This is a genomic window from Granulicella mallensis (assembly GCF_014203225.1).
GTDB classification, from domain to species: domain Bacteria; phylum Acidobacteriota; class Terriglobia; order Terriglobales; family Acidobacteriaceae; genus Granulicella; species Granulicella mallensis_A.
On sequence record NZ_JACHIO010000002.1, the window covers coordinates 218665 to 234778 of the forward strand.

The 16114-nt window shown below is 59.2% G+C and carries 3 protein-coding genes; 1 reads left to right on the plus strand and 2 read right to left on the minus strand.

All coding sequences use genetic code 11. The features are described from left to right. Window positions 1-7 precede the first annotated feature (7 nt). Window positions 8-6229, minus strand: coding sequence for a pectinesterase family protein (locus HDF15_RS02780; RefSeq protein ID WP_184252733.1), 6222 nt, complete (start codon window positions 6227-6229; stop codon window positions 8-10). A gap of 642 nt (window positions 6230-6871) precedes the next feature. Beyond that, the gene (locus HDF15_RS02785; protein ID WP_184252734.1) at window positions 6872-7069 is read right to left on the minus strand and encodes a hypothetical protein; all 198 of its coding nucleotides are present in this window, start codon (window positions 7067-7069) and stop codon (window positions 6872-6874) included. A 169-nt stretch (window positions 7070-7238) separates the two neighbouring features. Here HDF15_RS02785 and HDF15_RS26160 point away from each other — a divergent pair, with 169 nt between their 5' ends. Continuing rightward, window positions 7239-16100, plus strand: coding sequence for an Ig-like domain repeat protein (locus HDF15_RS26160; protein WP_184252735.1), 8862 nt, complete (start codon window positions 7239-7241; stop codon window positions 16098-16100). Window positions 16101-16114: the final 14 nt, after the last annotated feature.

The following is a 16114-nucleotide window of genomic DNA, read 5'->3' on the forward strand; positions in this document are numbered from 1 at the left end:
CCATCGATCATTGCACCGTCAGACTATAAGTAGCTGTTTGTGTTGCTGAGCCCGCTGTACCGGTAATCGTGACCTGATACGTTCCTGCTGGTGTTGTCGTTGCTGTCGGTGGCGTTGGTGTTGACATTGAACCGCCTCCGCACCCGACTGTAGCGGAAGCCACCACGATCATGAGCGCCAAGCCGAGTTGCACATACCATAGGCTCTTGCTCTTCCTGCGTCGAAGCAGCGTCCAGGCCAGAAAACCTCCTCCACCTAAGAACGCCAGCGCCGACGTTCCACCGGAGCCCTGGCCGGGCAACGCAGGCTGATGTTGATAGAGAGCAGCCGAAGCCGTACCTGTCGCTATCGTCAATGTGGACGTTGCGGTGCCGGTCCCACTCGGCGTCACAGTAGCCGGACTGAAGCTGCAGGAGGCATTTTGGGGAAGACCGGAGCAGGCGAAGCTGACCTGCTGGTTAAATCCTCCGGATGGGGTGATGGTGATCGTGGAGGTAGCCATGCTGCCGCTGGTCACGGTACCGCTCGTGGGCGAGAGGCCAAGAGTGAAACTGCTCTGCACCGCGGCGGTGATGGTAATGGAGAGAGCCGCGGAGGTTGAGGGAGCGAAGTTCGTATCTCCACCATAGACGGCAGTGATGCTGTTCGGCCCGACGGCGAGGGTGCTGGTAGTGTAAGTGGCCATGCCGGAAGCGACGGTTCCGGTGCCGAGAGTGGTGGCGCCGTCCATAAAGGTGACGGTGCCGGTGGGAGTTGTGGTGCTGCTCGCAGCTGGAGCGATGGTCGCGGTCAGCTTGATGCTAGTGCCGCTGACAGCTGTGGTAGCGGTGGCAGACAGTGTCGTTGTTGTGTTGGTGGTGGCCACGGTACTGCTCCCAGTAACAGTCAGCACGTAAGCCGCTGCGGTCGTGGAACCGGAGAAGTTGGCGTCGCCGCTGTACGTCCACGAAAGATTGTGGCTGCCCGCCGTGAGGTTGCTGGAGGTGAAGTACGCCTCACCCGAAGCATCAAGCGGACCGGAGGCGATGGTCGTCGCCGTGCCGCCGTTGATGCTGTCGGTGAGTGTGTAGCTCCCTGTCGGAATGGTGTAAACGCCATTCGTGATGGCTCCTAGACCCGGAGTCTGCGGACGCATCAGGATCGTTACGCTCGTCCCGCTTGCGACGGTTGCGGTCGTGCCTGCCGGGATGAACGTGTTCACCGCCGAAGCCAGGGCCGCAGTAGGATTCCAGTTCGTCGTAGTGGAGATCGACGAAGGTACCGTCTGGCTGAGGAAGTTTGTGGGGAAGTAGGCCTGCGCCTGCGCCTGGCTCATGGTGACCGGCGGGTTGTTGTTCGCCATCGCCGTGCCCGGGTTCGTCGAAGTGGTTTCGCGCGGGCCACTGACTCCCGAACCTGAGTTGCCGCCCAGCCCCAGATAAAGATTGCCGTTGAGATCGGCACTTCCGGTCGCGGGATCGGTGTAGGTCAAGTCGTTGTACTCGCCGTAGGTCGCGCTGGTAAGCGACGGCCCTAGGCCAGTGGTGTACCCAGCCGGGTTGGTCTGGTCGATGTACGAATTCAACAGGATCCAGGTGGAGAACGTGCCGTAAGGACGGCCCAGGAAGAGGTTGGTCATGCCCGGAGCCTGCGAGGTGAATACATCATTGTTCATGATGTATCCGCTCAGGTAATCGCCGGAAGAGCCGGTCTCCGTCATCTTGTTTTGCGCTTCGATCGTCTCCGTGCCGGTCGCGGTGGCGCCGTGAAATGCGGTATAGATACTGGTCGAATCGAATACCGCGGCGGCATCGCCGAAGATGTAATCGACGTCGCCGGAGATCTTGCCGCGGAACCAGTACTGACGGGTTGGAACAAAGCCGTTCGAACCGGAGCCGGGGCTGGCCGTGTAGACCGTGTCCTGCAGGCTGGTGGCGTAGATATTGTTCATGATCGAGAGATCGGAGTTAGTCCAGATCACCAGCGCCTGTGAAGCGCAGAGCTGGCCGGAGTTGTAAAGAGCGGCATACGTCATCGCAGGGGTCTGGCCAAGGGCGCAGGCACCGCCGCTTGAAGAGGCGTACGTAGTGGTGGTCGTCGTCGCGTCGGTGTCGTAGGTGTTGATGAGGCTCAGGTTTTCAGCGTAGAAGCCGTTGGGCGTCTGTTGCGTTGCACCCAGTTTGGCATTGATTCCCTTCGCGACGACGAGCGTCGCGGAGCCTTCATCGCCGGTAAAGACGGTGCTTCCACTCTGCATCTGCGAGCCATTACTGTTGGTGGCCTGGAACTCGCCAATGTAGGGATAGGTCGATCCGAAGGCTCCACCCCCGTGCGTGAGGATGACCTTGGTGGAATCGCCGCCCAGACCACGCAACGCGATATTGGGTTGAACGACAGTGATGAAGGCGTTGTAGGTTCCGGGCTTGATGTAGATCGAGCCACCCGACGGCAAGGCGTCTACAGCAGACTGGACCGTAGAGAAGTTTCCACTGCCATCGGCGGCGACCAGCATCTGCGTTACGCCGACGGCAGCCGTAGTAGTGGCCTTGGTCACGGTGTAGGTGCCAATGGTGGCCGTGGACGGTGCATAGTCCACCGCATCGTTGGGAACGAACGTGACGCCCAGCGAGTAGGTGCCGATGGGCAGGTAGCTGGCCGAGTGAATCGGAACTGTAGTGCCGCCGCTGCTCGGAGTCGCGGTGTAGATAAAGGCCCCGGCGATGTTCCCTGCTATCGCGGTCGACGTGGCAGCGGCGTCGAGCACCGCAGTGCCGACGGCAGCACTGTATTGCTGGGTCGTTGCACTTGGAGTCCAGTTGACCGCGCTGGTGGCCTGTCCAATGGCGAAGTTGGTCGTGGCAGAGGTAGAGCCGACGATGCCTGGGGAGTTGCCGTAAGTCGCGACGATACTGTGTGCGGCCGCGATCAGGCCGGCGACAGGCACGCTGGCCGCGGCGGTCGAGGCGGTCGCGCCCGTAAGCGGGTAGTTGACCGCCGCACCGCCATCGATGGTCACAGCAACAGTCCCCGAGGGTATCGCTGCAGGGCTTTCCGAGACCGTCACAGTGAAGGTCGCTTCAGTGCCGGCGGTGTAGGTCAGGCCGGTGTTGCCACCGGTGATGGCTGTCGTGGTTGTGGCATTGGTGCCGGTCTTGGTCCCGTTCAACACCAGCGAGCCGAGCGTGTCGGTCTCCGGTAGCAGCGTAATCGCATCCTGAATCGCACCGTTCCCGTTCGCCGTCGGCGTAAACGAAAGCGACACATTGCAGAGGCTCCCTCCGAGCAGCACCGTCGAGGTAAGGTTGCAGGTCGGCGCAGCGCTTGCCAGCGGCGTGGCCGGGACGGCAGCGGTAAAGTTGCCTCCTGTGTCCGTCTGGCCGAAGCCGGTCGGCGCACTTGCACCGGTGTTCGAAAAGACACCGACATCTGTTGTGGTGATGCTCGTGCCGAAGTTGAATGTCCCGCTGCTGCGCAGGACTTCGGTAATTCCGGCAACCACTGTGGCGGTGGTGTACAGATTGCCCGCACCATCGACGGCAACCGCAGATCCAGAGACTCCCGGAATCGTGTACTGCCCACCGCTAAGGGACTGCACCTTGATGCTGCCGCCATCGGCGACGTAGATATTCTCACCCTGGTCGGCGGTAACGCTGGTGGGATTGGAGAGCACCGGCGAGAACGTCACGACAGTGTTCTCCGTCGGCGATGTGGTCGTCACCGGGATTCCGCCGGCTGGGATCTTGAACACCGAAGTGCCATCGACCACCAGCAGGTTTCCGTAGCTATCCATCCCCATCGCAGTCGGAGACGTGAGAGGAATCTGGTTCAGTTGCGATCCAACGCCCGTGGTCGGCGAGAACTTCTCCACATATCTGCTGGTAACGTCCGCGATATAGATCAAGCCGTTCGTATCCACGACCATGGGGCCGCTGTTTGCCTGCGTCAGCGCGCAACTGATCGTGGTGACCGTCGTCGTGCAGATATCGATCGACGGGATCGATATCGTCTGCGGCGAGTACTTCCCTGTCGCTGCTGTGAACACGTACTTGGTGATGGTGGTCGAACCGGCGGCGGCAGCATACACACTCCCCGCCGTATCCACTGCAAGATAAGCAGCCGGGATAGCCGAGATGTTGGTCACAGTCGAACCGGTCACCTTGCTGATGCCCTGCGTTCCACTCACGTACGCGTTACCCGCACCATCCAGAACAACGGCTGTGTTGCCGGTGGTAGCAGCTCCGAGGACTGAGGTCGCAGGCGTACCGGCCGTGTCGAACACCAGCGCCGAACCGGTAGAGATGGCATTCAAAGAGATGTCCTGCGTGGCGGTCGCGGAGCCCGCGGTCGTCGCAATCGAGACCGGTTCCGCACGCTGCGCCAGCATCGTCGGGGCATACGTAACAGGGGCGGTGCAATCCACCGATCCGTCGCTCGAAGTATTGGTTGTGCAGGTCGCACTCCCGACAGTGAAGTCACTTCCGGCAGGCGCCGTGATCGTCACAGTCGATCCCACCACCGGCGCATGGACCGTCAGCGAAGAACTGAGCGTCGCAGTGTTGCCCGCGCTGGTGACCGTCGTCGAAGGCAGCGTTTGCGCGGACAAACGGCGTACTCGCGCGTTCGCGATGTCCAGCATGTAGAGGTTGCCGAGGACATCCTCGGCAACCGGCAGAGTCGTGCCGTTCGCCCCGAACACAAACTGATTCGCCGGGCAGCCATCGCCAAGTGCGGACGTATTGCAGCTTGTCGCGCCGCTCGCCGTCGTGATGCGGCGAACGTAGCCGGTAGCGATGTCGTAGAACAGAATCTGCTCCTGGTCGCCGATCAGGATGTTTCCAGCGGGGTCGATTGCCAACGTCTGGACCGCGCCACTTTGCAGTGCAGCACTCTTGCCCAGAACAATACCGGGATTAGCCGAGTTGAAGTTGATCGCTGTCCCGCCGCCAATCAGCACATACGAAAAACCGACCTGAGGGCTGGTAATACCATTCGCCGCAAGCGCACCCTTGATGATCGTGCCGCCCATATAAATAATGCGGAGCCGGCCCAGGCCATCGTCGAAGAGAAAGTCGCCATCATGATCGACGGCAGTTCCCTGCACCATTCCTCCCGTGCTGCCGGTGTTAACTAGCGTCTGGTAGAACGGACACCCGTCGCCGCCCGCATCCGTGTTACCGGAGCAGACCGTGCCAGCCACAGCTCCACCGGCAATGGGATAGACAAATCCCTGCTCCGGGCTGCTGTAGCTCAGACCGGCAACACCGGCCGTTGTCTGAAGCGCTGCATACAGAGGATTGGGGACTGAAGCTCCATTGACAGTGATCGAAGAAGGACCGGCAACCACGCGGATGCGGCCATTCGTACCATCCATGAAGTAAATGTTGTCCCACCGGTCGCCCGTCGGTGCATAAATGCGCCCGCCTACACCAGCGACAGGAGGAGCGGCAGTCGCACTGCAGGCAGCAACGCCCAGCGCCGCTGCGACCGTGCCATCACCGGCGCTTCCCACCGTCGTGCCGGCCACAGCGGACGCGAAGGATGTCGTCCCACCGGCCACCGTGCACTCGACCGCGCCGATCATCACATTTTCGCCGGCCATCGCACTGGTGCAGATCGGCGAGACAGCGTTGCAAACCATATGCAGCGCATTGTCACCGGTTGTTCCGATCAGCAGGTTGCCATAGGCGTCCGTGCCCAGAGAAACCGGCCCATTGAACCCGGAGGTGTAGGTCACGGGACAACCATCGCCGAGTTTGTCGTTCTGAACAGCCTTGGTGCCGTAAATCTTCACTCCGCCACTGCCGACGCACTGGCTGGCATACGCCCCGGCATACGCGCTGATGATGCCGGTACGCGCATCAATCTTCCGAATGATTTGAGGATTGGTCGAGTTGGCCGAGATATAAATATTGCCGGACGGGTCCACCGCAATGCCCGTCACCACGGACGGAAGCGTCGCATTCACCGCCGGACAACCGTTTCCTGTTGCGTCCGTTGCCGTGAACTGCCCATTGGTTGGACAGGCTGCACTTGGTGTCGACACTACCGGCGTATTACCTGCAACCGAGCTGATCGTGTTTGGAAACAGCACAGGAGTCTGCGCGGACACAACATTCGAGCCGGCCAGCACCACCACCGCTGCGAGCCCCCCGATTTTTCCCGCGATCTTCAAACGTTGGCGAATAGAGCTTGCGACGAGTTCGAGAGAGGAACGGATAGAAACAGCGAACGGCGAAGAGCGAAGAGCCATGGGGGCGAACTTCTTTCCTGAAAATGGAATTACGTGGCGCACACACTCCTCGGAAGGCCTCCTCAAAGAAGTACAACTCCAAAATGTGTGGACTTGGTGCCGCCGAACAATATAGCCATAACGATCTAAGCTTGGGAAGGTGTCTGACAGATTATTCGGGCTGGAGAGCAAAAAATGACAAGATAATGACAACTCCAAAGACTTCGTGTTTCGGCCTATTAGAGATATTGACTATTTATTTCGCGATCCGGCAACGCCACGCGCGTGTTCCGCTATGCGCTAATGCTGTCCGACAGACAAAGCGACTGAACTGACATTGCAAACAAGCAAATGCGGCCGGCTACGCTGAGGTACGCGATTCGTACAGGTAGTTGCGACGGTCCTCGCGCTGCTTGCGGTGAGTGCAGAAGAGTTGCTTACTGTCGCTAAAGCAGCCGTAAACATTACGGTGTTGTCATCCACCAACCCTTTACCACTGGCTCCCGCTTTCTCGGTAAGAGCTGCGAAAACGGGAGAAAGCAAGCTCCTCGCTCTGCCCGGAATAACAAACTAGAAAGGCAAATACCTCTAGATTTTCGGATTTGAGGACAGGCCTCTGGAGCTTGACAAATCTCTCTGCGACTCTTTATTGTTCGGGCGACTTCAGAATCTGCATGACAGATTTTTATGACTGTAGGGCAATGCCATCTCGCCTCGGATATCGACAATGACGCGCATGACTCGAATCGCCGCGATAATTATGCCAATTATCTGCATTTCAGCCTGCACATCCGCACTCCATGTATAGGCGGGTTCAGGTGCCATCACTGAAACTCCTAGTGACGCAACAATATCTGTCATACCGAATGCCTCGATCAAAATCGTTGACCTTGGAACTGGCACAACACGCGAGGTCAAAGCCAACGCGGAAGACTATCAAGTCATTTTCGCGACCAGCTAAAGCGGAACCAGTTCGACGGGCCTGTAGCAAAAAACAAAACATTCCAGCGTCGTCACATAAAGGAACATCGTGTTATCTCAACTTCGTCTTGCTCTTACCAGCCTCCTTACCCTCTGTGTCATCTGTCCCCTGGGCGCCATTGCGCAACAAGCTCCTATTGCGCTTCCGAACACTGTCACCACCGTCGGTGGGGGAGTTACATCGGCTCTGACCGTTGGCGCCGCTTGCAGCACTGGAAGCTCCCTCACAGCGACGGATACGCTTGGCGATGGCTGTCCGGCCACATCGGCCTACTTCGGAACGACTTCATCAGGCGATCTGCGCGGCGGCGTAGCAACGGACCCCGCCGGCAATATTTATGTGATGGACAGTGGCGACTCCGCGCTTCGCAGGATCAACGCACATTCGAACATCATCACACTCCTGGCCGGCCTGGGTACTGCGTGCAGTTCGAAGAGCGACGACAATGGCGACAATTGCCCCCTGGCCAACACAAAGTTCAGCTCCACGCCGCGTGGAATGGGGAGCGACCCCTACGGCAACATCTTTGTAGCCGGCTACGGCAGCGATCTCGTCAATCTTGTTTGCAATGCCGTTTCACCTCTTTGCCCCAACACAACCGGCACACACCAGATTGGATCCATGTATCTGGTCGCCGGCTGCGTGGTTAACACCGGCAACGCAGGCACCGCGGGGCCCGGGGCTGCGACTGGCGCAACCGGCGGTATCGCCACGCCCACTGGAACCTGCAACAGCACCGTCACTGAGCTGGATCAGCCACGGGGTGTCACTGCAGATCGTTACGGCAACGTCTACATTGCAGACACGGGGGACCTTCGATATCTCGTGGTAGTTGGTCCTGCCTCGTATAACGGCGTTGCCAATCCACTGGCTGCACTCATCGCCTTGAATCCCGCATACAGCGGAATCACCGCGGCCACCGCGGTCGGCAATATCTACCCCTTGCTCGGCGGGTTTACACCGCCTGCTTCAGGCATGCCCTGCGTTACCGGCTCTTCGACGAACTCTCTTGACGCGTTCGGAGACGGCTGCCCCTACTACGTATCCTCGCTCAACAATCCCAGCTCCTCGGCCGTTCAGGGTATTGCGGTTGACCCCAACGGCAACATCCTCATCAGCGATGTCTCTGCGCAGAGATTGCGCGTGATCTACATGGGTGGCGCGCAGATGGCGAGCGCGATCACAGCGAACAACCCCATGGTGACCTCTCCGGTTGCAGGTTCGATCTACTCCATCGCCGGCGGTGGCAGCAGCAGTTCGTCGAGCACACCCCAGTTAGGCTCCGAAGTCTCCATCGACACCTCCGCGTTCAAGGTCACCACCGACTTTCAAGGGAATATTTACGTCGGGGACAACACGTCCGTGCTCTTCTTCGATATCAATACAGGCTACATCCGCAAACTTGCGCCGTCGGGGCCAGCCTTCGGTGGCTCCAATGGTCTTGGCGTTGCTGTAAACGAACTTGGCGATCTCATTCTTGCCGATAGCACCAACCTGCTCATTCGCAACGTAGCCGCGACTTCACTGGCTTCGACCGCGGTGAACAGCTCTTCAACACAAAACATTCTGCTCCACGGTGCGGCGGGAACAACATACCTTGCGGCCTCGCAGGCGAACCTCTCTGTCTCCGAGCCCATCAGCATCGGTGTTTCGTCCTGTGGCAGTGAAAACGCGGACAAGACGCTTGACTGCACCGTCCCTGTTACGTTTTCGCCAGTCTCACCAGGCAGGCATACGGTTACACTGGCCGCCGTTCCTTCGGGCGCCTCGGAAACCGCACTGCTGCCACTCATCGGAACTGCAACCGGCACCGCCCTGGTCTTCGACGGCTTCGGCAATAATGCAGCCTTGATCGGCACCTCGCTGCAACCAACAGGATTGGCGACCGATGGCAACGGCAATTTCTTTACTTACGATTTAGCCACAGCCAGCATGACGGAGGTCACTGGGCTGGTCCCACCCACTCACTTGACGGGCACGCTGCCGGGAACTCCCACGCAGATTGCGATCGACGCCAGCGGGAACATCTATGCTGTTGGCGGCGGTGCGATCACTGAGTTTGCGCTCGGCAGCAACGGTTCCTATACCGCCGCCGGATCGATCGCTTTCGCACCCAACGGCGCCACGGCCACGCCGCAGGCGATCGCCATCGATGCGGCAGGCAACCTGTTCGTCTACGACAGCACGAGCAAGTCGATCTACCGTCAGAGCAAGAGCAAAACCGGAGCACTCACTTCCCTCATTGCATCAGGATTCGATCATGTAGTCGCACTCGCGCTCGATAGTCTCGGCAATCTATACGTCTCCGATAGCGGGGTACAGTCGATCTATACGATCACTCCCACCAGTGTGCAAACAACCTTGGCCACAGGCGTCTCTGCCATAGGCCTGAGCGCCGATTCGGCAGGTGATCTTTACGCAGCAGATACTCTGACCGGCAGCGTCTTCGAGTATCCGGTCAGCGGCCCCAGGACTACGCTTAGCACATCTCTTACGCAGCCAGCGGGAGTGGCTGTCGATCCCTTCGGAAATGTGTATGTGGCCGACACAACGCAGTCCGGATTGGTGGAGATTCCGCGAAATATTACCAGAGGGAGCTTTGGTACCAGCTTGACAACCACGCTCGCGGGAACGATCACCAATGCAGGCAACATCGCTGCGAGTGGTCTTGCGCAGACGGACTCAGCCGACATTACCCTGGCTCCCGGATTAACCGCGGGCTGCACCCTCTCAACCGTTTCGAAGACCTTTGCCTCCGGCGAGGCCTGCACCGTTCAAGCCACCTTTACTCCACAGACAAGCACCTCGGGCGCAGCCGTAAGCAACATCGCTACGTTCCTTCCCGCTGCCACCACCACCGGGTCTGCAGAGTTCACCGGCACAGTACCCACCAATCTAACGACAACCAGCATCACGGGCGAGACACCGGCCAATCCACGGTTCGCCGCCAGTGGCACGGAAGTCATGTTTACAGTCACCGTATTGAATGCACCCAGCGGCAGCGCTGTTGCAGTCTCGGTAGACTCGGGAGCCGCAACCAGCTACATGCTGAATGCCTCCGGCATGACCATGGTGAGCCTGTCGAACCTTGCCCTGGGCACACACACCCTCTCGGCGGCTTATGCCGGGGCTACAAACGCTCAGCCTTCCAGTGCCTCTGTGGCGTTCACCATCAATCAGTTCGTGGCCACCGGCGACACCCGCACCGTCGCTGAGCCGTCCTTCCCTGCCGTGTGCACCACGCTCACCGCGGCACTCACCTCTGTCAATGACGATCTTCCCGTCTCGGTCGATGCCACCGTTACCAATCCCGACGGAGCGCGCATTCAGGCGGCGATCAATAGCTGCGCCAATACCGGTAAGGCCGTTGAACTTTCGGTGGACGCAGCCGGCCACAACGCCTATTTGACCGGATCGCTTTCCATGCCTTCAGGCGTCACACTGCTGGTGGATCCCGGCGTCTACGTCTACTTCTCGCGTAACGTGCAGGATTACGACGCAAAGCCCGGCACACACACCTGCGGCACGGTAAACTCCGCCAGCGCCACCTCCTCGTGCCTGCCGCTGATCGATATTCCAGCGAGTTCGACGAACGTCGGCATTATGGGTTTCGGCAAGCTGGATGGCCGAGGCGGCGATACGCTGATCAACGCGTTTCCTTCCACCTATGCGGGTCAGAGCTGGTGGGGATTGTCTTCCATCGCCAACAGCGGCGGCAGCCAGCAGAACCCTCGTTTCATCCAGATGGAAACGGGCTCCAGCAATATCACGCTGTATAAGATCACGCTGCGTAACTCACCTCTCTTCCATGTTTCCACAACAGGCGCCGTCTCCGGCTTCACTGCCTGGGACATCAAGATTGTTACGCCCACCAGCTCGCGCAACACGGACGGCATAGATCCGGGCAACGCGCAGAACTTTACCATCACGCGATCCTGGATCTCCGATGGTGACGACAACGTCGCAGTTGGCGCTGCCAACACAGCGCCTGCCGCAAATATCTCCGTAACCAACAATCATTTCTTCGCTGGCCATGGTCAGTCGATCGGGAGCTTCACACAGGGCGGCGTGAGCAATGTGCTCTTCGATAGCAATATGTCTTCCGGCAATGGAATCGCCGGTAGCGGCAGCTCTATCGAAAATACGGCCGACACCAACTCAACCGGCATTCGCATCAAGTCCGGGTACGATCGCGGCGGAGTAGTTAGAAATATTCAATATTCCAACTCGTGCTTTCAGGATCACAACGCTGAAATCGACTTCAACCCAAACTACGAAAACACAACCGGGTCTTTATCGCCCAACTTCGAAAACATTCTGATGCAGAACCTGACCTTTCTAACCAGCGGAACGGCACAGTTCACCGGCACGAACAACAGTGGCAGCATCCTTCCGCTTCAGCTCACGCTGGACAACGTGAGTTTCCCAGGCACCTATCCGGCCTCCGAGTTCAATCCAGCACCAACCAACGCTGCCCTGACCTATGGCCCCGGACAGGTCTCTTCCGACTTCATGACAGACTACGCAACCTTCGCCGGGTCGAACGGCAATACCGTGACCAACAAAATCACGGCAAGCAACCTGCTGCCACCCACCTGCAACTTTACTTACATTGCACCCGAATTGACGGGTCCGAGCGGTCTGCCACAAACCATCACCGAAGGCCAGAATGCAACCGCCGTCGTCATCTTGACTCCGGCCGTGGGAGGCGCCGCCTATCCCACCGGCAATGTCACGCTGACAGACGCGCTCACCGGCAGCGCAACCATCGTGACGCTTCCTGGGACTACCGATACGCTCTTTGTCCCGCTGACTTCTCTCGCAGTAGGTACGCACACCTTCACCGCGACCTACTCGGGCGACACCAACTATCCTCTGACTCCCGGACAGACTGCCTACTCCACAACGGCGCCCTATGAGATCACGGTCAACGCCGGCAGCCTTGGCAGCACCACAACGATGCTATCGGGTGTGCCAAGCTCTACGTCGTTCGGCACTTCCTTCATGGCTACAGCCACAGTCGCCGGCAGTGGCAGCACTCCTATCGGCAACGTGCAGTTTATTGTGAATGGTTCTGTCAATTCCGTCGCAGCCGTGAGCTCTTCGGGTACGGCTACAGCCACGATCAGCTTGCCTTTCAGCACCGTCCCCTACAGCATCTATGCCATCTATAGCGGCGATGCTGTTAACGATGGCTCCACGTCACCCACTTCATCGGTCACCGTAACCGCGGCACTCACAACGACTACGTTGTCTGCGAGCGCCACGACCGCCACACTCGGCCACCCGATCGCACTGACCGCGACCGTAACCTCCCCGGTTGGAACACCCACCGGGGCGGTCATGTTTACCTACACCACAACAGGCAATGGCTCTCCCGTCCAGACCACCGCCGCAGTGATCGGTGGAGTAGCCACCGCCGGCGTCAGCTTGCCTACCGGTACTGATTCGATTACAGCTACCTACGTTGCCAGCGGAAGCTTTGCCGGGTCCGCTTCACTGCCGGTGCCTGTCACCGTCAGTGCGGGGACGATCTTTGCGTTGCCCGGCAATCCGATTCCTCTTCCCTACACCATGACCACACTCGCCGGTGGCGCGGCAGCCAACTGTTCCACGGCCACCGACAGTTTTGGCGATGGCTGCCAGGCTACCTCGATGCTCTTCAGTGGTTCGGTCGACCTGCGTAGTGTCGTAGCCGATCCCTTTGGCAATGTCTATCTAACCGATGCGGTGTCCAACCTGGTGCGCAAAATCGCACCCAATGGCATCATCAGCGACTTCGCGGGCAGAGTTACCGGTACTGCCTGTGTTCCTACAGCAACCACCGGCTGCACACCTTCACTGGTAAGCCTCGACAAGCCGCGCGGCATCTCTTCCGACAGCCAGGGCAACATCTATATCGCCGGCTATGAAAGCCAACTGGTCTTCAAAGTCAGCGCCTCCACAGGCCTGATGTATGTTGTAGCCGGGACCGGAAGCACAGGCAACGCCGGGGATGGAGGTCCCGCCTCGTCGGCCAAAGTCAATTCACCGCGCGGTGTATGGGGAGATACGGTCGGTAACGTCTACATCGCCGATACTTCCAACAATAAGATCCGGGTTGTCGATATTACGGGAAATATTCAAACCTTTGCCGGCACCGGAACGGCAGCCTCCAACGGCGACGGCGCACCTGCCACATCCGCGGCTATCGATAATCCGCAGGGAGTCCTCACCGACGCAAACCTCAACGTCTACATCGCCGATTCGGTAAAGGTTCGCGTCGTCTGTGTCACCTGCGGCACAGGTTCTCCACTCGATGCACTGCTGGCAACGCTGGGCACACCCTCAGCACAGAACGGATACATCTACACCATCGCCGGCGGTGCTGCGGCGGCTTATTCAGGGACCTATCCGACACTGGCCACGAACGTGACCATGGCCCCGCAGAAGCTGGCCATCGACGGAAGCAGCAACCTCTACATCTCCGATGGCAACGGTGCCGTCTGGTTTCTTGACAGCCACACCGGCGAGATTCGTCCCATTGCCGGCAAACAGACCGCCAACTGTTCCACGGCAACGGATAGCTTTGGCGATGGCTGCCCGGCAACCCAGGCTGTCATCGGCGATGGCGGCAACGGCATCGGCGTCGGCATCGATACGCAGGGCAACCTGTATATCTCCGACACGCTGAACGCACGCATCCGTAAAGTGACTACCGGCCTCGCATCGGGTTCCACCGCGACCGGTTCTCTCCTCACGCAGCCGGTACAACTGCACTTCATCAACGGCGATACTTTTGCCTCCATCGCCACTCCTCCCTACACTGCACCCGAGTGGTCGTTGGGAACTCCTGCCTGCACTTCCAATGCCGACAACACGGCGGATTGCCTCCTCGCTTCCACCTTCACTCCCGCCGTTCCTGGCTCACGTTCCATGCCGGTTACCATCAACAGCTCACTCGGTAACAGCGCCAACCTCGCTCTCACGGGAACCGGACTCGGTGCCGGGTCCACACTCGATCCAGCCAACCAGGTTAGCTTCGGCGCGAATCTCAAGGTTGCAGGTCTGGCCGTCGACACCGCTGGAAATGTCTATGTTTCAGACACGAACAGCAAGCAACTGCTTCGCTTCGCGCCCACGGCTCTCACGCAGGGCACAATCGCACCTTCAACGTCTTTGGTGACGCTCACCTCACCGGGCGCTGTTGCCGTCGATCCTCGCGGCTACGTCTATGTCGCCGACACCTCTAAAGCTACGATTACGCAGATCTCACCCGCTGGGGCGACGTCTACCCTGGCTCTCCCGCTCAAGACTCCCTCGGGTCTTGCCGTCGATGCCTTGAACAATCTCTATGTTGCGGATTCGTCCGCCCAGACGGTCTATCAAGTCAATCCCATTACCGGGGTCGCTCGCGCACTAGCTGTTGGAACACTGGCTGCGCCCGCAGGCCTGACGATCGACCCTAGCGGCAACCTGCTCATATCCGATCCTGGCACGGCAGCCATCTACCGCTTCAATCTTCAGAGCGGAGTGACCACCACGGTCTCTTCGCCAGCCGCCAAACCTTTTGCTATAGCCACCGATGCTGCCGGAAACCTGCTGATTGCCGATACAGCTTCGATCTTCGCAGTCCCGGCCAGCACCAACAGCACACCATTCACCGTTGCCAGCCTTTCACCCCTGGCGCTCGCGATCGATTCCGCAGGCAATCTCTATACCTCCTCCGGCGGATCTGTCCTTGCACTCACCCGCACGCAAGGCTCCGTGCAGTTTGCTGGAGCCTCCGCTTCGCCTCAAACCGTCGACCTGCTTGGCTCTGGAAATCAACCCTTGCAACTCAGTTCGGTCAGCCAAACGGATACGACGGACTACAGCCTGACAGCCGCCTCTTCCACCGACTGCATCCTCAACGGCACATCGCCCTCAACCTTGGCCGTGGGCGGGGTCTGCGCGTTGACCGCCACGTACACACCCACGAGCTTAGCCAAGACAACAGACATCGCTACGTTCAACGGCAATCTCACCAACACCACACTGTCCACTCCCCCGTCCGTGCAGCTTACCTTGACCGGCACTTCTATGCCGGTGGCCACCGCAACAACCACCAGTCTCACATCGTCAGCCAATCCCTCTATGAACGGCCAGTCCGTAACGTTCACGGCCACAGTCGCGGGCGTTGGCGACAATACGCCTTTGCCGACTGGCAGCGTGACGTTCCTCAACGGTTCAACCACGCTCGGCACCGGAACCCTGAATGGAAGCGCGCAGGCAACACTGAGCGTATCCACTTTGGCAGTGGGAGCAGCCCCGATCACCGCCCAGTATGCCGGCGATATGAACTATGCGGGCTCGACCTCCAGTGTTCTGACCCAAACGGTCAGCGCTCCGGCGAGCTACACCGTCACGTTCAATCCGACATCGCTGACCGTGAGCAGCGGCCAAAGTGGAACAGTCACGCTCACCGTCACGCCGGTAGGCGGCTTCAATCAACCCGTCACGTTTAGCTGCGCTGGCTTGCCCCAGTTCAGCACTTGCACCTTCAATCCCGCGACAGTAACTCCCACCGGAGGCGCTGCCGCATCCACCATGCTTACAATTACGACCAATGTGAATGTTGCCAGCAACGACAACAAGAACGACGGCCGGACGGGGACCCGCGGAATCTGGTATGCAGGACTGATCATGGGACTAGGATTTCTGGTCACCCTTCGCAAGAAACGTGACCTTACCGCAATGTCCCGGAGACTCGCTCTGCTGATCTTCATGCTCCTTACGGCGACTGCCGCTCTTCAGCTCACGGGCTGCGGCAGCAGCGGCGGAAGTTCCCCATCCTCCACGATGACGCCAACAGGTACCAGCACCATCACCGTCACAACAACTTCCGGTTCCCAAGTCCAAACGGGATCGTTCACCCTCATCGTGCAATAAGAAGATTTTCTTGT